Here is a 24,613-nt window from a genome sequence, read left to right as displayed (position 1 = left end):
TCCGGACTCCGCCCGGCTGGCACCACGCCAGTGTATAGGACATCGCACCGCACCCTGTAACCGTCGCGGCGGACGGCGCCGGCGGCGCGCGGCTAACCGAGCGACGCGGCCCTGTCGATCAACCGGGCGAGCTCCCCCACCGCGGCGTCCTCGGTGGCCGCGGCCAGGCGGGTGGCGTGGCCGGAAAGTTCCGCGGGGCCCAACTCGGCGGCCGGCTCACGGGTGCGCAGGTACTCGGCGAAGACGGCCGCCACCACGTCCACCTGGAACCTCGGCGGCGGCCCGTCCCACAGCGATTCCGCCAGGGCACCGATCTCCAGGGAACGGCCGGCCTCGGACGGAGCGCGGGTGTCGGGGTCCTGCCAGCGCACGGTGGCGGTGGCCAGCCGGCCCGAGGCCCCGCTGCGCAGGCGCACCTCGTACAGGGCGGTCACCGAGTGGCCGGGGCCGATCTCGCCGCCGTCCTTGGCGTCGTCGCGGAACTCCTCGGCCGCGATCCGCCGGTTCTCATAGCCGATCAGGCGGTACGACTCCACGGTGGACGGGTTGAACACGACCTGCGCCTTGGCGTCACGGGCCCGCAGGTCGAGGTTGGTGGCGAGCCGCTCGACGAAGACCTTGCGGGCGTCGTCCACGGAGCTGACGTAGACCGCGGCGCCGTCACCGTTGTCGGCGAGCTGCTCCATCAACTGGTCGCCGTAGTCGCGGCCGACGCCGACGCACAGGAGCGTGATCTTCTTGCCGGCGGACTCCTCGACCCGGTCGAGGATGCCCTGCCAGCTGGTGTCGCCGGTGTTGGCCAGACCGTCGGAGAGCAGGATGACCCGGTTGGTGGCCATCGGCCGGAAGCCGCGGGCGGCCTCGGCGTAACCGGCGGTGAGCCCGGCCTCGAGGTTCGTCGACGCCTGGACGGCCAGGCGCTCGACGGCGGCGTGCAGCCGGTTCCAGTCGGTGGCCGGAGTCATGGACTGGATCACCTCGGCGCTGGAGCTGAAGGCCACGATGGAGACCTGGTCGTCCGGCCCGAGCTGGTCGATGAGCTTGTGCAGGGCGTTCCTGACGAGGTCGATCCTGCCGGGTTCGGCCATCGAGCCGGACACGTCCACCACGAAGGTCAGGTTCGCCGGGCGCCGCGCCTCGGGGTCCGCGCCGCGGGTCTGCAGGCCGACCCTGAGCAGCGCGGTGCCGTCACCGGGCCCGCGCGCCCCGTCCATGTGCACCGTGAACCCGTCCTCCTCCGGCTCCGCGTAGTCCTGCCTGAAGGCGTTGACGAACTCCTCGGGCCGGACCTGACCCGGATCGGGCAGGCGACCCTCCCGCAGGGTCCGCCTGCTGTAGCCGTATGAGGCGGTGTCGACGTCGAGAGCGAAGGTGGAGACCTGTTCGGTGGCGGTGTCCCGCAGCCGGGCGGAGTCCTCGCCCGTGTTCTCGGCGGCCTCGTTCTCGGCGGGCGCTTCCGCGGTCGCGCCGGCTGTCCGGTCCGCGGCCTCGGCGGAATCCTGTTCCCGCGCCGGGGAGGGGGCCGCCTGCGCGGAGGAGGGCGCCGGCCGGGTGTCGGCCCCACCGGTGTCTCCCGCGCCTCCGCAGGCGGTGACGGGCAGCAGGACGATGACGGCGAGGGCTGTGGCGATCGCGCGTGACTTCATGTCGCCTCCGGGGGATACGTGTCACCCCCTAGACGGGCCCTCTCCGCCACGGGGCGGGTGCTTGACCCAAGCGAGCGCAAACCGTGTTCGGTATGTGATCGGGCTCGGACGGCGGCCAGGTCCGGGTGCGGACGACGACCGTGCGCGGGTGCGGACAATGGCGGTGATCGGCGCGGGCGGCGGCCACCGTACGGGTGACGGCGCGGGAAAGCGTCCCGTTCACGGTGGCCATAATTCGCTTTGCTATTTCCTATATATCTTGAAAAGACGCGACATATGATCTTTCACCATGCGCGTTTATCTCGGTCTGGCCGCCAAGGACCGGAGAAGCGGAATCCCGGAGACGATGTTCCACGCCGTCAGGGGAGCGATCGAGGCCGCCTTCCCCGTCCCCCCCGAGGTCATCAGGTCCCGCGAGTGGCACCGCCCCGGTGTCTCCATGTTCGCCTGGACCAACGAACCGGACGACTCCCGGCAGCCGCCCCTGCTGGTGACCGGGCACGACCGGGTCACCGGGGTCAACGGCTACCTGGCCGAGCCGGGCGAGGTCGACCGGCTGGCGGGTATGCCCGTGCTGGGGACCGAGGCCGTCGGCGGATGCTTCTCGGCGTTCCGGGCGACCGGCGAGGAACTGTCCGCCGCCACCGCGATCCACCGGGTCTGCCCGGTTTACTACGCCGAGACGCCCGACGCACACGTGATCGGCAGCAGGGCGCTCCTGGTCCACCTCGCCGCCGGCGGCGAGCGGGTCGAGTGGGACGTGCTCGCGCTGCAGTCGATGGTCCGCCAGGGCTACTTCCTGTCCGACGAGACGCCCTTCCGCGGGGTGACCGCGCTGCCGCCGTCCGCGGCCGTCACCGTCCGGGACGGCAGGCGCACGATCGCCGAGAACCCGCTCCCGGCCGCCGTGCCCGCGCCCGAGACGCGAAAGCGCAAGAAGGAACTCGTCCGGGACCTGGCCGGGGCGCTGCTGGCCACCGTGAAGCCGCTGCGCGCGGCGGGCGACCCGGTGAACCTGGCCCTGACCGGCGGCCGGGACAGCCGCCTGATCGCCGCCGTGCTGCACGCGGCCGGCGTCCCGTTCCGCGCGACCACCAACGGCCTGGACACCCACCCCGACGTGATCATCGCCAGGCGGATCGCCGGTGTGCTCGGCATCGAGCACACCGTCATCCCGCCGGCCCGCGCCGAGAAGAAGGACGCGATCATCGTCGACCACCCGCTGGCGCGGACGTACGAGACGCTGCGCGCCTGCGAGGGCATGACGTCGGCGTACGAGTCGATCGTCGGCTACCTGCCGTACAGCGCCAAGCCGACCATGTCCGGGCAGAGCGGCGAGATCCTCCGCGCCGGCGGCCTGCTGCTGCTCCAGACCGATCTGAGCGACAAGGCGCTGCGGCGCCGGGTCGAGGTCACCTTCCTGCGGGACCCGGCGCTGTTCAGCGACGCGGCCAACGAGCACGCCCGCGAGCTGGCCGGACCCTGGCGGGAGCGGGCGCCGCTGGAAGCGCTGGACCACATGTACATCACCTACAAGGTCGGCCGCTGGCATGCCGGGGCACGGGCGGGCTCGCTGCGCCGGGGCGATCAGATCTGGCCGTTCCTCGACAACCGGGTGGTCCGCGCCGCGCTCGGGCTCGACCAGGCCTGGCGGCTGTCGGAGGAGGTCATCTACGAGCTCCTGGGTGTCCTCGCGCCGCGGCTGCGCGGCATCCCGGTCGAGGGCAAGCCGTGGCGGTTCACCGCCGGTCGGCGGTACTACCCGTGGCAGCGCAGGCCGCGGGTGCTGACCGCGCCGAAGACCGGCGGCGGCTGGAACTGGCGGACCAGCCCCGGCGAGGAGCTGACCGGCCTGATGCGCGACCACGTCCTCGGCCGCCTCGACCTGCTGGCCCCCATCGTCAAGCCCGACGAGGTCCGCAAACTGTTCGCCGAACCCGTCCTGAAGAAGCCCAACCAGGCCTGGCACCTGTACACGGTCGCCACCATGCTGGGCGGCGAGTATCCCGGCAAGGAGCCCCAGGGTCTGCCCCGGGTCCACATCCCCATCCCGTCATGACCCCCGGCCGCGCCCCGTGGGAGCGCGGGGGCTTCCGGGGCGGGGACGGGCACGCGTCGCCTTCCGAACGTGTCGCCCGCGTGCCGGGCGGCTCCCCGGACGGCACCCGTGACGCCTTCACCCGCGCGATGCGCTCCCACGGCCTGCCGGAGGGCCTTCCGCGCCGGACGACCCGCCCGGTGGCCGGGGTCCCCGGTGGGATGATCGGGATGCGGGTGTTCGCCGCTATCGTGGCGGAATGCAGCTTGACGCCATCATGTGGCCGGATGCTCCGTGGCCGACGCTCCGCGACGAATGGGCGCACGCCGAGAAGCTCGGTGTGGGCCGTGGGTGGCTCTACGACCACCTGTTGCTGAACGGCCGCGACCCGTGGCACGAGGCCCACACCACGCTGGCGGCGGCCGCAGCGGTGACCTCGCGCATCGGCGTGGGCACCATGGTGACGTCTCCGAACTTCCGCCACCCCGTCACCTCCGCCAAGGCCGCCCTGAGCCTCCACGCCCTTTCGGAGGGACGTTTCGTCCTGGGAATCGGTGCCGGCGGGCCCGGCGGCGACTCCGACGCCTTCGGCGGCGAGCCGCTCACCCGGGCCGACCGCACGGCGCGCTTCGCCGAATGGGTCGAGCTCACCGACCTGCTGCTGCGCCGTCCCGGCACCGACTTCACCGGCCGGTTCTTCTCCGCGCACCAGGTCGCCATCGGGGGCGGCGAGCCCCGCCGGCCGCCGCTCGCGATCGCCGCCACCGGAGCACGCGGCATGGAGCTCGCGGTCCGCTTCGCCGACCTGTGGATCACCCAGGACGTCAGCCAGGACCCGAGGGTGTACGCCGGTACCCCGCACGCCGAGGTGCGGCGTCAGATCGCCCTGCTGGACGAGATCTGCGCCGCGCGGGGACGCGAGCCGGGCACCCTGCCGCGCCTGGCGGTCCTCGGCTACGGAGGAGAGCGCCCGCTCGCCTCGATCGAGGCTTTCCGCGACTGCCTCGGCCGCTACGCGGAACTCGGCGTCACCACCCTGGCCGTCCTGTGGCCCCGCGGCGACCACGCCGCGGCCCGGCTCGCCGTCCTGGAGCAGGCCGCCGAGGAGTGCCGTCCGGCTCCGTGACCGGATCGCGGATCTGCTCCAGCGACGCGCCCGTCTGCTTGGCCCGCACGATCAGCGCGACCCTGGCGGAGCGCTCGGGGCCGTAACGGCGGCGGCCGTTGACCCGCCGGGCCGGGCCGAGCAGGCCCATCGCCGCCCAGTGCCGCAGGACGTGGGCGGCCGGGCCGTGCCGGGCCGCCGGCTCGCCGATCGTGAACTCCACCCCGGCCCTTGACGTCAAGTTCGCATTAACGTGCACCCGAGGTGGGCACGTCAACCGGTGAACGGTCCGTCCGGGCAGCGAAGCGGCGCGAGACCGCGCGGGACGGTTACCCGCCATCACCTCTGGACAGCGGAGAGTTTTCCCACAAGATTAATGGGTTATAGCCCCGACCTCGGCAGGCAGGAGTTCGCTATGCCACTCATTCAGCCTGATCCCACGTTCTATCCGTCCGCTCGCGAGGCGATGCTGGCTCCCCGGGAGGAGTTGGCCTACGTCGCCCTGCTCGACGCCTCCGGCGGGGACAGACCCGACGGGCTCGCCACGATCGACCTGGCGGACGGGTCGATCGTGGACGTGCACGACATGCCGGTCCCCGGGGACGAGCTCCACCACTTCGGCTGGAACGTGTGCAGCGCGGCGCTGTGCCCGTACGCCCCGCACCCGCACGTCGAGCGGCGCTACCTGATCGTGCCCGGTCTGCGCTCCAGCCGGATCCACGTCTTCGACGTCAAGGGCGACCCCCGCCACCCGAAGCTGGTCAAGACGATCGAGCCGGAGACCCTCTTCGAGAAGACCGGCTACAGTCGCCCGCACACCGTGCACTGCGGCACCGACGCGATCTACGTCAGCGCGCTCGGCGACGTGGCGGGAGAGGCGCCGGGCGGGGTGTTCACACTCGACCACGAAACCTTCGAGCCCACGGGCCGCTGGGAGTCCGAACGGGGGCCGCAGCGCCTCCACTACGACTTCTGGTGGCACCTCGGTCACGACACGATGATCACCAGTGAGTGGGGCACGCCCAACCAGATCGAGGCGGGGCCCTCACTGGACCTGCTGGTCGCCCGGGAGTACGGCCACCGGCTCCACGTCTGGGACCTGGCCAAGCGCCGGCACCTGCAGGAGATCGACCTGGGCGACCAGCACCAGATGGCGCTGGAGCTGCGCCCCTCCCACGACCCGACCAAGACCTACGGCTTCGTCAACACCGTGATCAACGTCGAGGACCTGTCGGCGAACATCTTCACCTGGTACCTGGAGGACGGCGTCTGGAAGGCCCGCAAGACGATCACGATCCCGGCCGAACCGGCCGACCCCGCCCTGCTGCCCGAGCCGCTCAAGCAGTTCGGCGCGGTGCCGCCGCTGGTCACCGACATCTCGCTGACCCTGGACGACCGGATCCTGCTCCTCTCCGCCTGGGGCACCGGCGAGCTCAAGGCGTACGACGTCTCCGACCCGTTCGCCCCGCGCGAGACCGGGTCGATCCGGATCGGCGGCATCGCGCGACGTGACGCGCACCCGGCCGCGCCCGGCCGGGCGCTGAACGGCGGGCCGCAGATAGTCGAGGCGAGCCGGGACGGCAGGCGGGTCTACTTCACCAACTCGCTGTACCGGTCGTGGGACGACGTCTTCTACCCCGACGGCATCTCCGGCTGGATGGCCAAGGTGGACGTCGCCGACGACGGCTCGATCTCCCTGGACCCGGCGTTCTTCGTCGACTTCGCCGCCGACGGGCGGCGCGCGCACCAGATCCGGCTGCAGGGTGGCGACTCCTCCTCCGACTCCTACTGCTTCCCTTGATCCGGCCCACCGCCACGACCGCGACGAAGGGCGCCTGATGGATCTGACGTCCGTGCTGATCCTGGCCGGGCTCGGTGCCTTCCACGGCCTGAACCCGGCCATGGGCTGGCTCTTCGCCGTCGCCCTCGGCCTGCAGGAACGGTCGCGCAAGGGGGTGCTCCACGCGCTGCCGCCCATCGCGCTCGGCCACGCGGCCTCGGTGCTGGCCACCCTCGGCCTGGTCTCCGCGGCCCGCCTGGCCGCCCCGCCCAAGGCCGTCTCGTACGGGGTGGCGGCCGTGGTGTGCGGCTTCGGAATCTGGCGGCTGGTGCGGCGGCGTCATCCCCGCTGGGTCGGCATGAAGGTGACCGGATGGCAGCTGGCCGGGTGGTCGTTCCTGATGGCCACCGCCCACGGGGCGGGGCTCATGGTGCTCCCGGTCACGCTGAACGCCGGGCACGGAAGCCACGGAGGGCACGCGGGACACGGAGGACACGGGGAGCACGGTGCCACGGCGCTGGCATCGCAGAGCCTGCTGGCGACCGGCGTCCACACCCTGGCCATGCTGGCGGCGATGACCGTGCTGGCGCTGCTCGTCTACGAGCGGCTGGGCGTCGCGGTGCTGCGCAAGGCGTGGTTCAACCTGGACCTCGCCTGGGCCGTGGCCCTCATCGGCGCGGGCGTCTTCACCGCCTTCACCTGAGGCCCCGAGGGGTCACCCGGGAGCCCCACGAGGGGTGCCCCGGCACGCCGCACGCGGGCCGCCGTGCCGAGGAGCACGGGCCGGGGACCGCGGGCGGTGAACCGGACGGCGGCGGGATACGTGTCAGGGTCATGCGCCGACTGTTCACCGCCACCGCCCTGCTGGCCCTCGCCGCCCTCTCGGCGTGCGCGATGACCGACTCGAACGTGATCGTCGCCGAGGGGGTGCGGCGGGAGACGCCGGTCGACCCGCCGGTCACGGAGACCGTGCGCGGGCTCACCGCCTTCGGCCACGCCCTGTTCGCCGGGACCGCCGCCCCGGGGGCCAACGCGGTCCTGTCCCCGCTGAGCATCGGCTACGCCTTCGGCATGGCCCGGGCGGGCGCCACCGGAGACACCGCCGCCCAGTTGGACCGGGTCTTCGGCTTCCCCGCCCGGGGGCCGCACACCGCGCTCAACGCGCTCACCCGGCGGATCGTCACCACCGACGGCCCGCCGCCCCGCACCGAGCCGGGCACCGAACGCGACGCCCAGGCCGAGCCGGAGCCGCCGGTCGTCGCCATCGCCAACGGGCTGTTCGCCCAGGAAGGGCTGAGCGTCCGGCCCGAGTTCCTGCGCACGCTCGCCGCGCAGTACGGCACCGGCGTGCGCCCGGTGGACTTCGCCCGGGACGCCGCCCAGGTGATCGACGCGTGGGTCGAGCGGGAGACGGCCGGGCGGATCACGAAGGTGTTCGACCGCCTGGACCCCCGGACCCGGCTCGTCCTCGCCAACGCCGTCTACCTCAAGGCCGAGTGGGAGACGCCGTTCACCGACCCGCCGGAGCGGGGCGCCGCCTTCACCCGGGCGGACGGCACCACCGTGCGGACCGACCTGATGCACCGGTCCGGCGCCATCCCGTACGCCACCGGAGATGGCTGGCAGGCGGTGGAGCTGCGCTACGCCAAGGGTGAGCTGGCCATGTGGATCATGATCCCGCAGGCGGGCGGCGCCCCCGCCGGCCTGCTCACCCCCGAGGTGCTGGCGCAGGTGGCCACCGGGCTGAAGGAGCACCAGGTGAGGATCTCCATCCCCCGCTGGGACTTCTCGACGAGCCTGGGCCTCGGGGAGCCGCTCGGCGCGCTTGGGCTGACGGCGACCGGCTACTCCGGCATCGCCGACGACGCCTCCCTCGGCCAGGCGATCCACCGCGCCACCGTGACCGTGGACGAGTGGGGCACCGAGGCCGCCGCCGTCACCGGGCTGGCCTTCACGGTGGCGGCCCCGCCCGAGCCCCAGGTGGAGGTGCGCGCCGACCGGCCGTTCGCCTTCGCGATCGTCCACCGGCCCACGCTGACCCCGCTGTTCATCGGCCAGGTCGCCGACCCGACCGCCAAGGGCTGAACCCCGCACCGGCGCCCGGCCCCGGCCGCGTCCGGCGGCGGTACCGGCCCCGCCGTACAGGCCCAGGGCGGTCAGGGCGGCGCCGAGCTGCTCGGCGGAGGCGGACTGACCAGGTGACAGCGGAGGAAGATCATGGCCGCGCCCCATCAGGCCAGCCGGTACTCCCATCCCTCACGCCGGCCGAAGTCCACATCCACCGACTCTTCCAGCGGCGCGCCGTCGATCTGACCGCCGCCGACCGGGACGGCGGGGCCGCCGCGGCCCGTGAGGAGCTCGCTGCGCTCACCGCGGGAGCGGCCGCGGTCACGTCCTCCGGCTGACCTGCGGGGCCGCCCTGCCACCGGAAGCGGTATGGCGGTCGCACGGCGATGAGAGGCCCGCCGGTGCGGCGGGCCCCCGGCTTTGATCCTGGGAGGCGGTTGTGGAGATCCTGGGTGACGCAACGCCAGGCGGCGCGCGCGACTGCGGGGATGCCGTCGTGCGTGGCGAAACAGGTGACCGGACCGATCAGGAATCGAGAAGCGCCGGTCACCGAGCCGCGGCTAACGTGACGACCATGGACATCACCATTCACACGAGCTTCCTCCCGCATGACGACCCGGACGCCGCCCTGGTCTTCTACCGCGACATCCTCGGCTTCGAGGTACGCAGCGACGTCGGACACGGCAAGATGCGCTGGATCACGGTCGGCCCCGTCAACCAGCCCGGCACGTCCATCCTCCTGGCGCCGCCGGCCGCCGACCCCGGCATCACCGAGGACGAACGCCGCACCATCGTCGAGATGATGGCCAAGGGCACCTACGGCTGGATCCTGCTGGCCACCCGGGACCTCGACGGCACCTTCGAGAAGGTGCAGGCCGGCAACGCCGAGGTCGTCCAGGAGCCGACCGAGCAGCCGTACGGCGTTCGCGACTGCGCCTTCCGCGATCCCGCGGGCAACCTGATCCGCATCCAGGAGCTTCGCTGAGCCGTTCGGTAATCGATGTGGCCTCGGTGTCCTGCGTCGCGACCACCTGCGAAGAATGCGGCCGCCTGCCTCGGCGTGTACCCAGGCGCTCGCGAACATCGACGAAAGATGAAAGGAGTTCTCTCATGTGTCATCCCGCGTGGATGCGCGCACTTACCGCGGCGCAGCACCTGAGCGACCTCGCACGACTGCGCCGCGTCCGCGACCGGATCGACCGGGAGTACGCGCAGCCACTGAACGTCGAGGCGCTCGCCCGCGGCGCGAACATGTCAGCCGGGCACCTCAGCCGCCAGTTCCGGCTCGCCTACGGCGAGTCGCCGTACGCCTACCTGATGACGCGGCGCATCGAGCGCGCGATGGCGCTGCTGCGTCGTGGCGACCTCAGCGTCACCGACGTCTGCTTCACGGTCGGCTGCTCGTCGCTGGGCACCTTCAGCACCCGCTTCACCGAACTGGTCGGCATGCCGCCCAGCGCCTACCGGCGCCTGGTGGCGGGCTCTGCGGCGGGGATGCCGTCGTGCGTGGCGAAACAGGTGACCAGACCGGTCAGGAATCGAGAAGCGCCGGCGACCGAGCCGCAACCGGCGTGACCGCTAGACTTCCTCGGCCGCAAGGCAGCCTCGGTGAACCGGCCGATGACCGACGGAGCCCATCCCCGGGGGAAGGGCTCTCCACGATGTGACTGGAGGAAGCATGACGGGCGCGCCGCCGCGTGAGCTCGAGGAGAGGCTGCGGGACACTCGCGCGAAGCTGGAGGGCGACGTCGATCTCTGGGTCGCGACGCCGGGCTCCTCGGGCGGCGTCCACCTCATCCCGCTCTCGTACCTCTGGGACGGGACCGCGTTCCTCATCTCGACGCCGCGTGCCTCGGTCACCGGCCGCAACCTGCTGGCGGACGGCCGGGTGCGACTCGGCCTCGGGCCGACGCGCGACGTCGTCGTCGTCGACGGCACCGCCGAGCCGGTGGACCTCGCCGACCTCGCCCCGGAGATGGGCGACGCGTTCGCGGCCAAGACCGGTTTCGACCCGCGCGAGCTCGACGAGCCCTACCAGTACTTCCTGATCCGGCCGCGACGCATCCAGGCCTGGCGGGAGGCGAACGAGTTGCGGGGACGCGATCTCATGCGCGACGGCCGCTGGCTCGGCTGACCGCCGCACGGGAACACACCCGCTCGTTCCGATGCGCGGACGATTACGCCGGGTTCCGTGGAGGTTGACGGTGGGAGGCTGGGGGCGCGCCCGGGTCGCTGTCCTGTCTGCGTATCCCGCCCGCGCCCATCGGTGCGATCATGGGCGTATGACGGCGTGGCATGAGGTCGAACAGGTGGAGCCGGAGTTCGCGCAGCGCGTGCGGGCGTTGTTCGACGCCCACAGACACAAGACGATTGCCACCTTGCGCGCCGACGGGTCGCCGCGGATCTCCGGGATCGAGGCGATCTTCGAGGACGGCGAACTGGTCTTTGGCTCGATGCCGAACGCGCGCAAAGGCGCGGATCTCCGTCGGGATCCGCGTTTCGCCCTGCACAGCGCCACGGTCGACCCGATCGAGGGCTCCGAAGCGCAATGGCCGGGCGAGGCGAAGATCTCCGGTCGGGCGATCGCCGCCGGATCAATCACCGAGGGATCGGACGGCGACCGTTTCCACGCCGACATCGCCGAGGTCGTGCACACCCACCTCAACGACGAGGCCACGATGCTCGTCGTCGAGTGGTGGACGCCCACGCACGGGCTGCGAAGGGTCGAGCGCGAGTAACCCTCAGTCGCGCGTCGGATCCTTACCCGCCCTGCCGGGCATGTGTCCGGTCACAGGAATCACGTCCCCGCAAGTCATCGGTGCCGAGCAGCTCCGCCGCGCCGGTCGGCAACGTCGCCGATCCACTGAGAACCGCCAGAGCCCGTTGCTTCCCGAAGCGGTCGCCGGAGCCGTCGAGGACCCACCCCTTCCCCACCCACAGGTCGCCCGCGAGCCTCAGTAGCCCGAGCGCGATCCCCGCCACTCCTCGGGCATGTCGTCGCAGAGGTGCCAGGTGGCCGGCCTCCGCCTCGACACCACCGCTGCTCTCACCCGGGCGGCAACCGATCAGTTTTGAAGAAGCCACGGCCGCGACGGACCCCTAGCATGAGATTGTCCCGATCAAGCCTTGCAAGAGAGGAAACCCGCCATGAAGGACACGCGGACGTCCACCAAGAGCACCAGCGCGGTCGACGAGAAGTACGACGGCTTCACGGACGAGGAACGAGACGCGATGAAGGAGCGCGCCAAGGAGCTGAAGGCGGCCGCGCGCCGCGGCTCGCGCGCGGCCAAGGCGGACGTGGAGAGCGAGGTGCTCGCGAAGATCGCCGAGATGCCGGAAGCGGACCGCGTCCTCGCCGAGCGGATCCATGCCGTCGTCAAAGCCAACGCGCCGGTCCTCTCGCCGAGGCTCTGGTACGGGATGCCCGCGTACACCAAGGATGGCAAGGTCGTCTGCTTCTTCCAGGGCGCACACAAGTTCAAGGCGAGGTACGCCACGCTCGGCTTCAACGACCCGGCGAACCTCGACGAAGGCACCATGTGGCCGACCGCCTACGCCCTGACGGAGCTGACCGCCGCCGACGAGGCACGCATCGGCGCGCTCATCAAGAAAGCGGTGAGCTGAGGCCGGTCCTCATGAGCGCGGCGCTCGTCGGCCTGACCCGCGACCCGGCCCGGCGGACAACCATCAAGCGACCACGGAGCGGGACGGGCGCAGCCCGGCACCGGAAGCCGGGCTTACTCCGGTCGGAACGTCACGCCGGACGCTGTCGTGCTCGCCATCCCGAAGGTGTTGTCGAGGACCGCGTTCGAGGATCCGCACCCCTTGGGCACGCCAGCCGGTGCGGCCCCGAGACGAGGGGGACCACCGATCGATCCACTGCGCGGGACGCCGATCCGCTCCTCCCTGCCACCGGTTCCGTGCCGAGGATCGGGAGCTCCGGGTCGGTCACGATGCTGACGCCGGCACACCATTCCAACCGTCCACCAGCCAAGCCGAGATCACCCACCTGCTCGCCGAGCACGAGGTCGGCGGCGTCACCCTCGAACACGCCGGGGAACCGCCGCAGCGGTCACCCGGCGGCAAGTACCGCAGGATCATCCCGCTGGCTGCGCCGTGTGACGGTCGGTGACCTCGCGCCGGGAGAACCAGGCTCACCAAGAACGCACCGGGCCAGGTCGCGGCGTGAAGGAAGGGATCAACCAGGTGTGGCGGCTCCGTCCGCGGGTTGCGCGAAGCCGACCGGCGCGGCGACGAGGGAGCGCGAGCGGTTCCTCGTCGACCGGGTGATGAAGCACGACTCCCCCACCCTGCTGTTCGATCTCGTGCGCGAGCACCTGCTGCCGGCGGAACCGTCCCCAAGCCGCTGGAACGCCTCGGACGGCGAGCGCCCGGTCCGGGCCGGCGCGCCTCTCGTATCGCCGGTCGGCTCAGCGCGTGGAGGGCGGCCGCAGCAAGGACACCGGCCAGGACGAGCATCGTCGTCCGCCGGCCGGTGTACTGCAACAGCAAGCCGCCGAGGGCGATGCCCGCCGGCATGCCGATGCCGAACAGCGTCATCACCGCGGTGATGGTACGGCCGCGCTTCTCGACGACGTCGAGACGTTGAAAGCCCTCGGTGACCCGCCGCCAAGGCCGAGGAGTTCCGCGAACGCCTCGCCGGGCTGATCCGGGAGCTCCACGAGACCGAGCAAGACGATGACGGCGTGGACGTCCGGCTCTTCACCGTCTTCTACAGCTGAGCCGACCGGAGGTGACGACCGCTCCTCCGGCCATCACCTCCCCGACGAGGTGATCCGTTCTTTCACGGCCGTCGCTCTTCTCTCCTTCGATCTCGGTGTCGCGATCGCGGAGGGTCACGCGATGGCCGTCTCCATGTCCGGGGCCACGCCTGTCACCAGGAGAAACTCTTACACCACGTCTGTGGCCGCGCCCCTCCCCCGCCGGCGAGCCGCACAAAGGCCATCCGGGGCTTGTGATCCGTCACAGGTTTGACCGCTCAGATTTACCTCCGCCTCCAATTCCCAGAAAACCGCCGCCAGCTCATGGTTTGGGGAGAAACGTAGGCGATCACTGGAGCCCCGATGCAGCGCCGTACCTTCATCGCGTCCCTCTCCGCCGTCGCCCTGTCCGGCACCCTGTGGCAGAACGCCGCGCTCGCCTCCTCGGTGGTCGCGGGCGAGAGCCCGTACGGCCCGCTCGGCGCGCCCGACGCCAACGGCGTCGCGCTGCCGGCCGGGTTCAGCAGCAGGGTGGTGGCCAGGTCGGGCCATTCCGTTGGTGGCGTCCTCTGGCATCCGGCCCCGGACGGCGGCGCCTGCTTCGCCGACGGCACCGGCTGGATCTACGTGTCCAACTCCGAGATTCCGCTGTTCGGGGGCGCTTCGGCGATCAAGTTCAGGGCCGACGGTTCGATCGAGCGGGCCTACCGGATCCTGTCGAACACCAACCTCAACTGCGCGGGCGGACGCACACCGTGGAACACCTGGCTGTCGTGTGAGGAGATCTTCCGCGGCAAGGTCTACGAGACCGATCCGTACGGCGTCCGCAGCTCCCAGCAGCGTCCGGCGATGGGGAAGTTCAAGCACGAGGCCGCCGCCTGCGATCCCGATCACAAGGTCGTCTACCTGACCGAGGACGAGGATGACGGCTGCTTCTACCGCTTCGTCCCGAACGTCTGGGGCGATCTGGCCGACGGCCGCCTCGAGGTCTTCTGCACCGACGACGTCTGGCGACCGGTACCCGACCCGACGCCTGGCGTCTTCCAGACGCAGACCAGGCACCAGGTGAGCGCGGCCAGGCACTTCGACGGTGGCGAGGGCTGCCACTACGCGGACGGGATCTGCTACTTCACCGCCAAGGGCGACCGCAGGGTGTGGGCCTACGACGCCGCCCGCCAGACGGTGACCGCGATCTATGACGGCACCGGAACGCTCGACGGTGTCGACAACATCACCGGCACCCAGGGCGGTGACCTCTACGTCGCCGAGGACGGCGGCAACATGGAGATCAACATCATCACCCCGGACCGGGTGGTCGCACCGATCATGCGGCTCGACGGCCAGAGTGAGTCCGAGATCACCGGCCCCGCCTTCTCCCCCGACGGCACTCGCCTCTACTTCTCCTCCCAACGCGGCACCAGCGGCGAACGGGCGGGAACGGGCGGCATCACCTACGAGATCACCGGGCCTTTCCGCCACTGACCCTCAAGGACTCCACATGGCCCTTGCCGGAACCCTCCTGCCCGTCGCACTGGCGATCATCATGTTCGGCCTCGGGCTGAGCCTTGCGATCTCCGACTTCCGCCGCGTCATCGTCTATCCGAAGGCCACCGTCGTGGCGCTCGGCTGCCAGATCCTGGTGCTGCCCGCGATCTGCTTCGGCCTGGTGGTCGTCTTCGACCTGCCGGCCGCGCTCGCCGTCGGCATGATGCTGCTGGCCGCCTCACCCGGCGGCACGACGGCCAACCTCTACAGCCACCTGTTCGGCGGTGACGTCGCGCTCAACGTGACGCTGACCGCGATCAACTCGGTGCTGGCCGTCGTGACGCTTCCGCTGGTGACCAACCTGTCGCTGTCCTACTTCGACGGCGGCTCGGGCACGCTCGGTCTGCAGTTCGACAAGACCCTGCAGGTGGTGGCGATCGTGCTGGTTCCGGTCGCCATCGGCATGGCGGTCCGCGCCATGGCGCCGCGTTTCGCCGAACGGATGAACACGCCCGTGAAGATCGCTTCGGCGATCATCCTGGCGCTGGTGATCGCCGGCGCCCTGCTCCAAGAACTCGACCACCTCGGTGGCTACATCCGGTCGGTGGGCCTGATCACGCTGGCGTTCAGCGTGATCAGCCTGGCCGTCGGCTACTGGGCGCCGCGCCTGGCCGGGGTGCGGCGCGACCAGGCCATCGCCTCCTGCATGGAGATCGGGATCCACAACGCCACGCTGTCGATCGCGGTGGCGCTCTCCCTGCTGAACAGCCCCCAGATGGCCGTCCCGGCCGCCACCTACGGCGTGCTGATGTTCTTCACCGCGGCAGGAGCCGGGTTCCTGCTCAGATCCCGTACCGCAGAGCCGACGCCTTTCGAAGGGAGTTCAGCGTGATCCGATCAGTGATCGCCGCGCTCGTCCTGGTGGTCGCCATCGCCCCGCCCGCCCACGCCTCGGCCGGTGAGGTGTACGTGGCCCTGGGCGACTCGGCCGCCTCCGGGCCGCTGGTGCCCAACCAGGTGCTGCCCGACCTCGGCTGCTGGCGCTCCGACCGCAACTACGCCCACCTCACCGCGCAGGCCATCGGAGCCGCCGAATTCCGTGACGTCACCTGCTCGGGCGCCGACACCAAGGACATGTACCACCCGCAGAGCACCGACCTCGGCTCGGTGCCGCCGCAACTGGACGCGCTCAGCCAGGACACCACACTGGTCACCGTGCAGATCGGCGCCAACGACGTGGGCCTGACCAGGTTCATCGAGGACTGCCTGAACCTGCTGCCGCCGCCCGTCGGCGACGCCTGCCACGACGACTACGTGGAGAACGGGCAGGACACCTGGCGGGTCAGGACCGACGCGCTGCGTCCGAAGCTGACCACTCTGGTCACCGACATCCGCGCCCGCTCACCACAGGCCAGGATCTTCGTGGTGGGCTACGGGACCTACGCCCCGCCCGACGGCTGCTACCCGCGGGTGCCGATCATCAAGAAGGACGCCAACTACATCCGCGCCACCCTGCAGTACTTCAACCAGGCGTTGGCGGAACAGGCGGCGGCGGCGGGCGTGGCCTTCATCGACCTGCAGACGCCGAGCACGGGTCACGACCCGTGCACCTCGCCGGGGACGCGGTGGATCGAACCCTACATACCCGCTTCACCGGCGACGCCTTTCCACCCCAACGCGCGCGGCATGCGCGGCTTCGCGGACGCGGTGATCGCCGCCGTCAGCGGGGCGTAAGCCTCCTGGCCGCCAGCGCGGCTCCGATCTGCTGAAGCTGCGCCGGGTCGGCCGGGTCGAGACCGGTCAAGCTCACCGCCCGCCGCAACCGGTAGTCGACGGTGTTCGGGTGCACATGCAGCAGCTCGGCCGTGCGGCGGCGGTCGAGCCCGGTCTCCAGATAGACCTTGAGCGTTCTGAGCAGGTCGGGGTTGCCCTGCAGAGGGTCGAGGAGACTCGCGAGCCTGGCGGTGGCCCGGCTCGGCCGGGTGAGCTGGTACTCCAGCAGCACGTCGGCCAGCCGGTAGGCGCCCGGCGGGCGGCCGAAGACCCGCACCACCTCCAGAACCTCCTCGGCCACTCCTGCGGCGGCCGGGACCTCGGCGGGCGTCGCCTGCTCGGCCGCCGCCCAGATCGGCACCCCCGCCGCCCTGGACATCGCCTCGACGACCTCGGTCACGCTCGGCGTCTCACCGCCGCGCGGGAGCAGCACGAGCCCGCCTGTCGCGTCGAGCACGAACAGGACCTGCTCGGTGGCGTAACGCTGCGCGGCGGCCCTGATCCTCGCCAGCTTGCGCCGGGCGGCGATCGAACCGCCGGGTTCGTCCTGTTTCTCGTCAGGGTGCGCGTCCACCGCGATCGCCATGACCAGGTAGCCGGGCGCCAGCCGTACCGCTGCCAGAGCCGCGTGATCACCGCCGAGCAGCGCGGAGACCGCGGCGTGCATGGCGTGTTGCTCCTGGCTGAGCATGCCCTCGCGCTCCTTCAGGTAGGCGGTGCACACCGTGGAGGTCGCCGCCTCGGCGTAGACGAGGATGAGGCGGTTCATCTCGAGCACCACCGCGAAGTCGGCCGGCGTGGCGGTGGCGACCAGGCGGTCCCAGACCCAGCGCGTGCCCAGGTGGTAGGCGGCCAGCAGCGCTTCGAGCGGTATCCGTTCCTGGGCGCGACGCGCGGCCGAAGCACGCAGCGGTGCCAGCTCGGCGGAGGTGGGCGGGCGCCGATGACGGAACATCTCGCAGATCATCCGCAGGTTGTGCTCGGTGATCCTGGTAATGTCGCCGTCGAGCTCCTCCCTGGGCAACCGCCGGTAGATGGGGATCTCTTCGACGAAGACACGCACGAGCTGCCTGGCCAGGCTGGTCGCCTGGCGTTCCAGCAGCTCGTGCACGGGACATCCGGCCAGGATGAGCACGTCTGACACTGTCTCATATCAGGTCCTTGCTGTTTGTTCATTCAGCAGGGCGACCGGCGCCGATCAGGTACGGCACGAGCACGGGCCGGCAGGTCGCCGCCGCCCTCACGTCGGCCGTGCCGACCGGCGCCCTGTGCGCACCGGCGGTGGGCCGGTGGCCGGACGCCCGGGCGGGCGCGCCCTGATGACCGCCGGGCTACGGCGACCGGACCGGCGGGGCGGGAGCGCGGGTGGACGGTGTGGACGGCGGTGCGGACACGGGGTTTCCTTCGCGGCCGGTCAGGCCGTGGCCGGGACGTCGATCAGGGTCGCGGCCATCGGCACGCGCCGCCTCATCGTCCCCCTACCTCTCGATGTCCACGGTGAACGCGCCGAAGACGGCCCGGCCGGTGCCGCCCCCCGCGGCGAACAGGCCGAGCACCGCGCCCACCCAGTGCCCCCGGGTGGCTTGGAAGGGCGCGCCCACCTCGCGCAGCCCGTCCCCGGTGTCGGCCAGGAACGTGACCAGCGCTCCCGTGCCGATCCGCGCCCCGATGACGACACCGTCGCGCACCGGCACCGCCACCCTCTCCCCGCCGTCCCCGCCGTCTTCGCTGTCCCCGCGCAGCAGGACCGTCCCGTCCCGCGTGCTCTCCAGCCCGACGTAGGCGTAGGTGGCACCGAGCACGCACAGGCCCGCCCGGCCCTCGCCCTCCAGGGTGAGCGTCGTGGTGACCGTGCAGGGGTCCCCGGGCAGCCGCTGGCCGAGCACGGACGGGCGCTTCGCGAGGTCCTCGGGCCCCGGTACGCATGCCAGGCGGAGCCGGCCGTCCCGCACCTCCCACCAGGAGGGGTCGGGGTTGGCCTGCCAGCTCCACTGCAGCCCGAGTCCGGGACCGGAGAAGTCGTCGGAGGTCGCGGGCGCGCTCGGTGTGCCACCCGGCACCGGCACGGGACCGCCGGGCACCGGCTCGCCGCCCGCGCCCATGACCGGCCAGCCGCCGTTCCAGGTCATGGGCTGCAGGTGGACGACCCTGCCGTAGGGGCCGCGGTCCTGGAAGTGCATGAACCAGTGATCGCCGGACGGGGTGTCCACCCAGCCGCCCTGGTGCGGTCCGTTGACGTCGGTGCGGCCCTGCCGCAGCACGATGCGGTCCTCGTACGGGCCGAAGACCGACTCGGCCCGGAACACCGACTGCCAGCCCTGCTCGACGCCGCCCGCCGGTGCGAAGATCCAGTACACGCCGTCGCGCTTGTACAGTTTGGGCCCCTCCAACGTCCGGTAGCCCGGCAGCAGGTCCCCGTCGATGATCGGCGTGCCCCCGTCGAGCACCTCCCGGGCGTCGGGCGACATGCGGTGCAGCGTGAGCCGGTTGTTCACCCCGGCGCGGCTCTTCGCCCAGCCGTGCACCAGGTACGCCTGCCCGTCGTCGTCCCACAGCGGGCAGGGGTCGATGAGCCCGGCGCCCGGTTTGACGACGTGCGGCGTGGTCCACGGGCCGCGCGGGTCCTCCGCGCTCACCACGCAGACGCCCACGTCGGGGTCGCCGTAGAAGATCCAGAACCGGCCGTCGTGGTGGCGCAGCGACGGCGCCCACACCCCGCAACCGGGCCGCACGTCGTCGTAGCCGCCGGTCACGGCGTGCCCGATGATCGTCCAGTTGACCAGGTCACGTGAGTGCAGGATCGGCAGTCCCGGCACCTTGGTGAAGGTGGAGGCCGTCAGGTAGAAGTCCTCGCCCACGCGGATCACGTCGGGGTCGGACCAGTCGGCGTTGAGCACCGGGTTGCGGTAGGTTGCGGTCACCCCTTCACCGCCCCGGCCGGATGGCGCGTCGGCGCTCCGGCGTGGGGAGGACGGATCGCTGGAGCGACGGTCACGTCGGTGACTCCTCTGTGCCATGCCGGTCCGGTGACCGGCGGTGCGGAACCGGGCGAGGGAAACGTTGCGGCAGGCCGGACGCGATGTCAACGGCACGCGAACGCGCCGAACGCCGTGACCGGCCAGAACGCCGGCAATCTCGAAATTTTCGGGGCGGTGGCCTGGCCGCCGGCGGGCGCGCCGGCGGCCGGCGGGGGCGCGGCCTCGGCGCCGTCCCGGATGACCCTGACCTGCCGAGGCAGGGCCTGGCGCACGATCCGGCTCCGATGTCCCTCAGACCCCGGATCTCACATGGATCTCCGAGGCGTCCCGGCGGGCATCCCCAGCTGCCGCACCTCGGCGTAGGAGGGGGTCCCGAGATCGGCCGGCCGGCCGTCGCGGACGGCGGTGGCGGTGGCCACGGCCGCTGCCAGGGCCCCGCGGTAGAGCAGCGAACCGAGGCTGACCCTGCGCACACCCAGCGCGGCCAGCTCGGCGAGGGTGGGCCCGGCCGGCGTGTACAGGATGTTCAGCGGTACGACGAGGGTTGCCGTCAGGGCGGCGATCCCATCCGGATCGGACAGCCCCGGCACGAATACCCCATCCGCACCTGCCTGTTCGTAGATCGCGAGGCGCGTCGCGGTCTCCTCCTCCCGCCGGCCCAGCCAGTGGGTGTCGGTGCGCGCGTTCACGAACAGCGCGGGTACGGCGGCCTTGACGGCGGCGATCTTCGCGGCGTGCAGCTCCACGGGGGCGAGCGTGCCGTCGGGGCGGCCGTCTTCGAGGTTGATCCCCGCGGCGCCCGCGTCGTACAGCTTCCGGGCCAGCTCGGCCACCTCCTCCGGGGCGTCGCTGAAGCCCCCTTCGGCGTCGACGGTGAACAGGAACGAGCCGCGTCCCAGCCGGGAGGCCAGTGCCAGGGTCACCTCGGCGGTGGCGGCCGCCCCGTCCGGCAGGCCGGCGGCCGCGGCCACGCCCAGGCTGGTGGTGCCGACGGCGGCGAATCCCTGCGCCGCCAGAGCGGCCGCGGAGGCGTAGTCCCAGGCGTTGGGCAGCAGCAGCGGGGCGGCCTGGTGGTGCAGGCGCGCGAAAGGGGTCTGCCGGCGCCGGAGCAGGCCGTCGGCCAGCGCGAGGGCGTGGGCCCGGCCGGGGCAGACGCGGGGCGGGACGCCGAAGGTGAGGGGTACGGGATGCGTGCGGTTGGCGGTGGCAAGGTCCAAGAACACCACGTCGCCCTCGGCGATCTCCCGGCCTGCGACCCGGGTGGCACGGGCGGCGACGCGACGCATGGTCCGTACCGGCGGAGCGTTCCGGAGCACCCGGGCCGGCGGTCCGCCGCTGCCGGCCGAGGCCTCGACCAGCGCGGCCGTCGCCTCGCATGCCTGGACCAGCAGCCCGATGCGGTTGGCGGCGGCCTCCAGACCGGCTTCATCCGCCGGCCCCGGCACCAGTTGCGCCACGAGCCGGGCCACCGCCTCGTCCGCGGCCGCGTCCGCACCCCCGAAGTAGGCTCCGGCCACCACGATCACCGCCTCCGCCACCGCTGCGGGCTCCGGCATGCCCAGGGCTTCGGCGAGGGTACGCACCACCCTCACCCGGATCTCCCCTTCGCGCCCCGCCGCTGCCGCCCGCCGTAGCGAGGCGGGCTCCAGCCGGGCCAGTTCGGCCTCCACCAGGGCCCGCCGTCGCCGGTGCCGCTCTCCGGAGCTGAACCGGGCCACGGTGGCCCGCAGCCAGGCGACACTCGCCCCGGCCGGGCCGTCGCCCGCAGGCAGCTCCGGGACGAGTGCCGGGTCGGCGAGCGCCGCCCGCACCTCCGCGTAGCGGTCGAACTCATGCACCGTCTGTGTCATGCCCCGACGCTAGGGTCCGGACGGTTCGGCACCGGCCGAACCATGTCTGAGGCATCATGACCCCATGTCCCCGCTCGCCGAGACCGCAGCCCTGCTCGCCGACCGCACCCGGGCCGCCTTCTGCCAGGCCCTGCTCGACGGCCGTGCCTGGACCGCGGGCGAGCTGGCTCGGTACGCGGGGGTGCGGCCCTCCACCGCCAGTGAGCAGCTCTCCCGCCTCGTCGAGGGCGGACTGCTGACCGAGGAACGCCAGGGCCGGCACCGCTACGTCCGGCTGGCCGGCCCCCGGGCGGCCGCCCTGGTCGAAGCCCTCGCCTCGTACGCCCCGGATCCCCCGCGCCCGCGGAACCTGCGTCAATCGGCGCAGCTGAGCGCCGAGGCCCGGGCCCGCACCTGCTACGACCATCTGGCGGGGCGGCTGGGCGTGGCACTGGCCGATGCGATGATCGCCCGGGGTCTGGTCGTCGACGACTCCGGGCTCGCCGTCACCCCGGCGGGGCGGGCTTGGCTGGCCGACGCCCTGGGCTACCGACACTCCGCGGGCACCCGGCGGCCCCTGGTGCGGAGCTGCCTGGACCGGACTGAGCGCCTGCCCCATTTCGCCGGAGCGCTGGGCACGGCCCTGTGCGCCACAGCGCTGGAGCGGCAGTGGGTGCGGCGGGTCGGTTCCGGGCGCGCGGTGGAGGTGACGCCGGAAGGCGCCGAGGCGTTCCGGGAGTCGCTGGGGGTGAAGGTCTAGCCACGTCGAAGCCCCGGGATGCGCGAACGGGCTGTGCATGCCGAGTGCGCTCGGGGAACGGCCGGCCGAGTGCGTAGTCTGTCGGCAAGTGCCGTACCTGTCCGCCGGGCCCCTGGCCAGGGCGACGAATCCGTCCGGTGCGCGTGGACTCTCGGTGACCGTTGCAGTGGAAGGTGCCGGTGTTGCCGTGCGGGTGCCGGTGTTGCCGTGCGGGTGCCGGTGTTGTCGTGCGGGTGCCGGTACGCACGGGTGGGCCGCCCGCGCGAAAACAAGGTGCGCCGTTGCAGCCGCCGGTGACACGCTCAGGGCATGGATGAGGTCGCGGCTTTCCGGCTATCCCGGATGACAGGCTCGGCCGAGCTGGCGGATATCACTGCGGGACTGCTTGGCCAGTTGCCGTCATGGTTCGGCGTCCCGGAGGCCAACGCGGAGTACGTGGAGTCGGCGACCCGGCTGCCCGGCCTCGTCGCTCGCACCGATACGGAGCCCGTCGGTGTCTTGCTGTATCGGCGGCACTTCGCCGAAGCGGCCGAGATCCACCTGATGGCGGTTGCCCCGTCCTGGCATCGGCGAGGCGTTGGCAGGGCGCTCGTCGACGCGCTCGCTTCGGACGTCAGTGCAGACGGCTGCCAGGTGCTCCAGGTGAAGACTCTGGGGGCGACGCATCCGGATCGCGGTTACGCCCGAACCAGGGCGTTCTACCGGTCTGTTGGCTTCCTCCCGCTGGAGGAGACGGCAGACCTGTGGCCGGACAGCCCTTGCCTGATCATGGTGAAGTGGCTGTCGCTCCCGTGCTGAGGCCGCGGAGTCTCAGGAGGAGGGAAGAGCGCCGGAAGTTCAGCGTCACTCCGGACAGACGGGGCTTCCGTCGGGGCATGTTCGGCGCTTCGGGCACCGGCGACACCTCCGGGTACGGCCGCTACGACGCGACGCCGGTCTCCTCGGCGGTGCGGAGACGCCCGCCCTGTCGGACGTCCCCGGTGCGGAAGAGCAGGATCGCCCCCGCGAGGTAGAGGAGCCCGGCCGCGCTCGACAGCCACAGGACCATGTCCGAGTACCGGTCCACATATGGATCGTTCAAGGACAGCGCTCCCAGCAGACCGAGGAGGAGATAGAACGCCGTGTACGGCGCGAGACCCGCCGCCGCGGCGGCCTGCACTCCTGCGGTCCCGCCCCGCCGCCACGCCATGACCGCCACGGCCAGCGTGATCACACCGGCCGTGGGATAGCCCCACACGAGGTCCTGGAGGGTGTGCACCGTCCACTCCAGGTAGTGGGCGACACCGTCGCCGGTCTCGTACTGGGCCTCCAGCTCCCGCTGGAGGGGAGGCAGGAGAATGAGAGCGCCCGCCGCGACCACCAGTTCGCACACGGACGCCGCCACCAGGCACACGACGGCACGTCCCGCGTTCGGTCTCCTCCGCCCCCGCACCGCCGTGTCTCTTCCCGGTGCGTCGACGACGGCGTCCGTGGCGAGGTCGTCCCGTGTCCCGCCCCCGCGGCCCTTGCCTCTCCCGCGGTTCGGCGCGGTGCGGAAGAGCAGTGCCGCCCCCGCGAGGTAGAGGAGCCCGGCCGCGCCCGTCAGCGAGCGGAACACGTCCGAGTACCAGACCTCATACCAGTGGCCCGAGGGTCGCGGCTCCGAGTGGGCATGCCACATGTCCAAGGCCGACCACTCCTGCAGGCCGAACAGAAGATAGAACACTGTGTACGGTATGAGGCTCAACCCCGTGGCGGTTCGCACCCCCACGGTCCCCCCTCGCCACCGCGCCAGGCCCGCCACGGCCAGCGTGATCACACCGGCCACGGCATGGGCCCACACGCAGTCCTGGACAGAGGACACCGCGTGCTCCAGGTTAAAATCCGCACCGTCGCCGTTCTCATAGCCGGCCGCCAGTTCCCTCCGGAGAAGAGACAGCAGGACGAAGGCGACCACCACGATCACCAGCTCGCACACGGACGCCGCCACCAGGCACCCGACGGCACGCCCCGCACCCCGTATCTTCCATTCCCGCACTGCCCCTCCCCTTTCAGGGGGTAAGCGTGGAGGAACCTTCTTGGAAGTCACTTGCGGGTCGCTGACCCGGCCTTCGACGAGGACTACGAGATCTGCGCGTGGGAGGGCCGATACGCCTGGGCGAAGTTCGACAGCTTCGGCCGTGAGGTCCGTGACCGCGCAAAGCATTCATCACACGGAGCGATCCGGCGGCGAGGCGGCGACGAGCGGGCGCATCAGTACGCCCACCGGGCCCTCGAACTGTACCGCCGGGTGCGCGACCGCCTCGGCGGGGCGATCACGCCGGGTGACCTTGGACTGATCCACGAACGGCAGGGGCACCATGACCGGGCACGCGACCACCATGGGCATGCCCCGCCCCCGTACCGCCCTGGAGCTGTGACCGACCGGAACGGCCGCCGCACCGGCTGCCGC

General features: G+C 71.8%; 24 protein-coding genes. 16 read left to right on the top strand and 8 right to left on the bottom strand.

Annotated elements, in window-relative coordinates; all coding sequences use genetic code 11:
- Window positions 1–92 precede the first annotated feature (92 nt).
- The gene (locus tag ABD841_RS14500; protein WP_344971568.1) at window positions 93–1,646 is read right to left on the bottom strand and encodes a vWA domain-containing protein; all 1,554 of its coding nucleotides are present in this window, start codon (window positions 1,644–1,646) and stop codon (window positions 93–95) included.
- A 289-nt stretch (window positions 1,647–1,935) separates the two neighbouring features.
- On the opposite strand from ABD841_RS14500, the gene ABD841_RS14495 reads away from it, so the two are divergent.
- Together ABD841_RS14495 and ABD841_RS14490 are read left to right on the top strand one after the other, a co-directional pair.
- Window positions 1,936–3,705, top strand: coding sequence for an asparagine synthase-related protein (locus tag ABD841_RS14495; protein ID WP_344971566.1), 1,770 nt, complete (start codon window positions 1,936–1,938; stop codon window positions 3,703–3,705).
- Between the two features lie 238 nt (window positions 3,706–3,943).
- Window positions 3,944–4,810 carry an LLM class flavin-dependent oxidoreductase gene (locus tag ABD841_RS14490; protein WP_344971564.1) on the top strand — a complete coding sequence of 289 codons (867 nt, stop codon included), beginning with the start codon at window positions 3,944–3,946 and terminating at the stop codon, window positions 4,808–4,810.
- On the opposite strand, the gene ABD841_RS14485 is transcribed toward ABD841_RS14490, so the two are convergent.
- Window positions 4,713–5,129, bottom strand: coding sequence for a MerR family transcriptional regulator (locus ABD841_RS14485; RefSeq protein WP_344971562.1), 417 nt, complete (start codon window positions 5,127–5,129; stop codon window positions 4,713–4,715). The two genes, ABD841_RS14490 and ABD841_RS14485, sit on opposite strands and share 98 nt — an antisense overlap.
- Window positions 5,130–5,204: 75 nt before the next feature.
- Between ABD841_RS14485 and ABD841_RS14480 the strand changes: the two genes are divergently transcribed.
- From ABD841_RS14480 to ABD841_RS14470, 3 genes are all read left to right on the top strand, one after another.
- Window positions 5,205–6,590: a selenium-binding protein SBP56-related protein gene (locus tag ABD841_RS14480; RefSeq protein WP_344971560.1), complete on the top strand. Its 1,386-nt coding sequence runs from the start codon at window positions 5,205–5,207 to the stop codon at window positions 6,588–6,590.
- A gap of 37 nt (window positions 6,591–6,627) precedes the next feature.
- On the top strand, window positions 6,628–7,272 hold the full coding sequence (locus ABD841_RS14475; RefSeq protein WP_344971558.1) for a hypothetical protein: 645 nt from the start codon (window positions 6,628–6,630) through the stop codon (window positions 7,270–7,272).
- Window positions 7,273–7,403: 131 nt separating this feature from the next.
- Window positions 7,404–8,654, top strand: coding sequence for a serpin family protein (locus tag ABD841_RS14470; protein ID WP_344971557.1), 1,251 nt, complete (start codon window positions 7,404–7,406; stop codon window positions 8,652–8,654).
- A 146-nt stretch (window positions 8,655–8,800) separates the two neighbouring features.
- On the opposite strand, the gene ABD841_RS14465 is transcribed toward ABD841_RS14470, so the two are convergent.
- Window positions 8,801–8,995, bottom strand: coding sequence for a hypothetical protein (locus tag ABD841_RS14465; RefSeq protein ID WP_344971555.1), 195 nt, complete (start codon window positions 8,993–8,995; stop codon window positions 8,801–8,803).
- 215 nt (window positions 8,996–9,210) lie between these two features.
- Between ABD841_RS14465 and ABD841_RS14455 the strand changes: the two genes are divergently transcribed.
- The 9 genes from ABD841_RS14455 (at window position 9,211) to ABD841_RS14415 (ending at window position 16,576) form a co-directional block, all read left to right on the top strand.
- The gene (locus ABD841_RS14455; RefSeq protein WP_344971553.1) at window positions 9,211–9,621 is read left to right on the top strand and encodes a VOC family protein; all 411 of its coding nucleotides are present in this window, start codon (window positions 9,211–9,213) and stop codon (window positions 9,619–9,621) included.
- A gap of 143 nt (window positions 9,622–9,764) precedes the next feature.
- The gene (locus ABD841_RS14450; RefSeq protein ID WP_344971552.1) at window positions 9,765–10,211 is read left to right on the top strand and encodes a helix-turn-helix transcriptional regulator; all 447 of its coding nucleotides are present in this window, start codon (window positions 9,765–9,767) and stop codon (window positions 10,209–10,211) included.
- Between the two features lie 103 nt (window positions 10,212–10,314).
- A complete protein-coding gene (locus ABD841_RS14445) occupies window positions 10,315–10,770 on the top strand; it encodes a pyridoxamine 5'-phosphate oxidase family protein (protein WP_344971550.1) in 456 nt (151 codons plus the stop codon).
- A 148-nt stretch (window positions 10,771–10,918) separates the two neighbouring features.
- Window positions 10,919–11,374 (top strand): pyridoxamine 5'-phosphate oxidase family protein, encoded by a 456-nt coding sequence (locus ABD841_RS14440; RefSeq protein WP_344971548.1) that lies wholly within the window; start codon window positions 10,919–10,921, stop codon window positions 11,372–11,374.
- 409 nt (window positions 11,375–11,783) lie between these two features.
- Window positions 11,784–12,260, top strand: a complete 477-nt coding sequence (locus ABD841_RS14435; RefSeq protein WP_344971546.1) for an iron chaperone — start codon at window positions 11,784–11,786, stop codon at window positions 12,258–12,260.
- Between the two features lie 813 nt (window positions 12,261–13,073).
- The gene (locus ABD841_RS14430; protein ID WP_344971544.1) at window positions 13,074–13,304 is read left to right on the top strand and encodes a hypothetical protein; all 231 of its coding nucleotides are present in this window, start codon (window positions 13,074–13,076) and stop codon (window positions 13,302–13,304) included.
- A 416-nt stretch (window positions 13,305–13,720) separates the two neighbouring features.
- Window positions 13,721–14,839 carry an alkaline phosphatase PhoX gene (locus ABD841_RS14425; RefSeq protein WP_344971542.1) on the top strand — a complete coding sequence of 373 codons (1,119 nt, stop codon included), beginning with the start codon at window positions 13,721–13,723 and terminating at the stop codon, window positions 14,837–14,839.
- Between the two features lie 16 nt (window positions 14,840–14,855).
- Window positions 14,856–15,734: a bile acid:sodium symporter family protein gene (locus ABD841_RS14420; protein ID WP_344971540.1), complete on the top strand. Its 879-nt coding sequence runs from the start codon at window positions 14,856–14,858 to the stop codon at window positions 15,732–15,734.
- On the top strand, window positions 15,731–16,576 hold the full coding sequence (locus ABD841_RS14415) for an SGNH/GDSL hydrolase family protein (RefSeq protein WP_344971539.1): 846 nt from the start codon (window positions 15,731–15,733) through the stop codon (window positions 16,574–16,576). Before ABD841_RS14420 ends, ABD841_RS14415 begins: the two co-directional genes overlap by 4 nt.
- Here ABD841_RS14415 and ABD841_RS14410 read toward each other — a convergent pair.
- From ABD841_RS14410 to ABD841_RS14400, 3 genes are all read right to left on the bottom strand, one after another.
- A complete protein-coding gene (locus tag ABD841_RS14410) occupies window positions 16,563–17,759 on the bottom strand; it encodes a PucR family transcriptional regulator (RefSeq protein ID WP_344971538.1) in 1,197 nt (398 codons plus the stop codon). The two genes, ABD841_RS14415 and ABD841_RS14410, sit on opposite strands and share 14 nt — an antisense overlap.
- A 334-nt stretch (window positions 17,760–18,093) precedes the next feature.
- Window positions 18,094–19,536 carry a glycoside hydrolase family 43 protein gene (locus ABD841_RS14405; protein ID WP_344971537.1) on the bottom strand — a complete coding sequence of 481 codons (1,443 nt, stop codon included), beginning with the start codon at window positions 19,534–19,536 and terminating at the stop codon, window positions 18,094–18,096.
- Between the two features lie 362 nt (window positions 19,537–19,898).
- Window positions 19,899–21,443, bottom strand: a complete 1,545-nt coding sequence (locus ABD841_RS14400) for an isocitrate lyase/phosphoenolpyruvate mutase family protein (RefSeq protein WP_344971535.1) — start codon at window positions 21,441–21,443, stop codon at window positions 19,899–19,901.
- A gap of 64 nt (window positions 21,444–21,507) precedes the next feature.
- Between ABD841_RS14400 and ABD841_RS14395 the strand changes: the two genes are divergently transcribed.
- Together ABD841_RS14395 and ABD841_RS14390 are read left to right on the top strand one after the other, a co-directional pair.
- Entirely contained in the window at window positions 21,508–22,182 is a 675-nt protein-coding gene (locus ABD841_RS14395; protein WP_344971533.1) for an ArsR/SmtB family transcription factor, read from the top strand.
- A gap of 309 nt (window positions 22,183–22,491) precedes the next feature.
- The gene (locus ABD841_RS14390) at window positions 22,492–22,980 is read left to right on the top strand and encodes a GNAT family N-acetyltransferase (RefSeq protein WP_344971531.1); all 489 of its coding nucleotides are present in this window, start codon (window positions 22,492–22,494) and stop codon (window positions 22,978–22,980) included.
- A gap of 121 nt (window positions 22,981–23,101) precedes the next feature.
- Here ABD841_RS14390 and ABD841_RS14385 read toward each other — a convergent pair whose 3' ends face one another.
- A complete protein-coding gene (locus ABD841_RS14385; RefSeq protein WP_344971529.1) occupies window positions 23,102–24,151 on the bottom strand; it encodes a hypothetical protein in 1,050 nt (349 codons plus the stop codon).
- A gap of 219 nt (window positions 24,152–24,370) precedes the next feature.
- Window positions 24,371–24,550 carry a hypothetical protein gene (locus ABD841_RS41090; RefSeq protein ID WP_344971527.1) on the bottom strand — a complete coding sequence of 60 codons (180 nt, stop codon included), beginning with the start codon at window positions 24,548–24,550 and terminating at the stop codon, window positions 24,371–24,373.
- Window positions 24,551–24,613: the final 63 nt, after the last annotated feature.

Origin of the sequence: Streptosporangium fragile (assembly GCF_039534445.1) — a bacterium.
Taxonomy (GTDB): domain Bacteria; phylum Actinomycetota; class Actinomycetes; order Streptosporangiales; family Streptosporangiaceae; genus Streptosporangium; species Streptosporangium fragile.
Note: the sequence above shows the minus strand (reverse complement) of the source record. Positions and strands in the feature narration are given on the sequence as shown.

Coding starts and splice junctions, on each gene's coding strand:
- ABD841_RS41090 (WP_344971527.1), bottom strand. CDS start 24,550: ATGCCCATGGTGGTCGCGTGCCCGGTCATGGTGCCCCTGCCGTTCGTG.
- ABD841_RS14480 (WP_344971560.1), top strand. CDS start 5,205: ATGCCACTCATTCAGCCTGATCCCACGTTCTATCCGTCCGCTCGCGAG.
- ABD841_RS14450 (WP_344971552.1), top strand. CDS start 9,765: ATGCGCGCACTTACCGCGGCGCAGCACCTGAGCGACCTCGCACGACTG.
- ABD841_RS14495 (WP_344971566.1), top strand. CDS start 1,936: ATGCGCGTTTATCTCGGTCTGGCCGCCAAGGACCGGAGAAGCGGAATC.
- ABD841_RS14435 (WP_344971546.1), top strand. CDS start 11,784: ATGAAGGACACGCGGACGTCCACCAAGAGCACCAGCGCGGTCGACGAG.
- ABD841_RS14400 (WP_344971535.1), bottom strand. CDS start 21,443: ATGACACAGACGGTGCATGAGTTCGACCGCTACGCGGAGGTGCGGGCG.
- ABD841_RS14420 (WP_344971540.1), top strand. CDS start 14,856: ATGGCCCTTGCCGGAACCCTCCTGCCCGTCGCACTGGCGATCATCATG.
- ABD841_RS14475 (WP_344971558.1), top strand. CDS start 6,628: ATGGATCTGACGTCCGTGCTGATCCTGGCCGGGCTCGGTGCCTTCCAC.
- ABD841_RS14485 (WP_344971562.1), bottom strand. CDS start 5,129: ATGGCGGGTAACCGTCCCGCGCGGTCTCGCGCCGCTTCGCTGCCCGGA.
- ABD841_RS14500 (WP_344971568.1), bottom strand. CDS start 1,646: ATGAAGTCACGCGCGATCGCCACAGCCCTCGCCGTCATCGTCCTGCTG.
- ABD841_RS14395 (WP_344971533.1), top strand. CDS start 21,508: ATGTCCCCGCTCGCCGAGACCGCAGCCCTGCTCGCCGACCGCACCCGG.
- ABD841_RS14425 (WP_344971542.1), top strand. CDS start 13,721: ATGCAGCGCCGTACCTTCATCGCGTCCCTCTCCGCCGTCGCCCTGTCC.
- ABD841_RS14390 (WP_344971531.1), top strand. CDS start 22,492: ATGGATGAGGTCGCGGCTTTCCGGCTATCCCGGATGACAGGCTCGGCC.
- ABD841_RS14455 (WP_344971553.1), top strand. CDS start 9,211: ATGGACATCACCATTCACACGAGCTTCCTCCCGCATGACGACCCGGAC.
- ABD841_RS14445 (WP_344971550.1), top strand. CDS start 10,315: ATGACGGGCGCGCCGCCGCGTGAGCTCGAGGAGAGGCTGCGGGACACT.
- ABD841_RS14440 (WP_344971548.1), top strand. CDS start 10,919: ATGACGGCGTGGCATGAGGTCGAACAGGTGGAGCCGGAGTTCGCGCAG.
- ABD841_RS14470 (WP_344971557.1), top strand. CDS start 7,404: ATGCGCCGACTGTTCACCGCCACCGCCCTGCTGGCCCTCGCCGCCCTC.
- ABD841_RS14490 (WP_344971564.1), top strand. CDS start 3,944: ATGCAGCTTGACGCCATCATGTGGCCGGATGCTCCGTGGCCGACGCTC.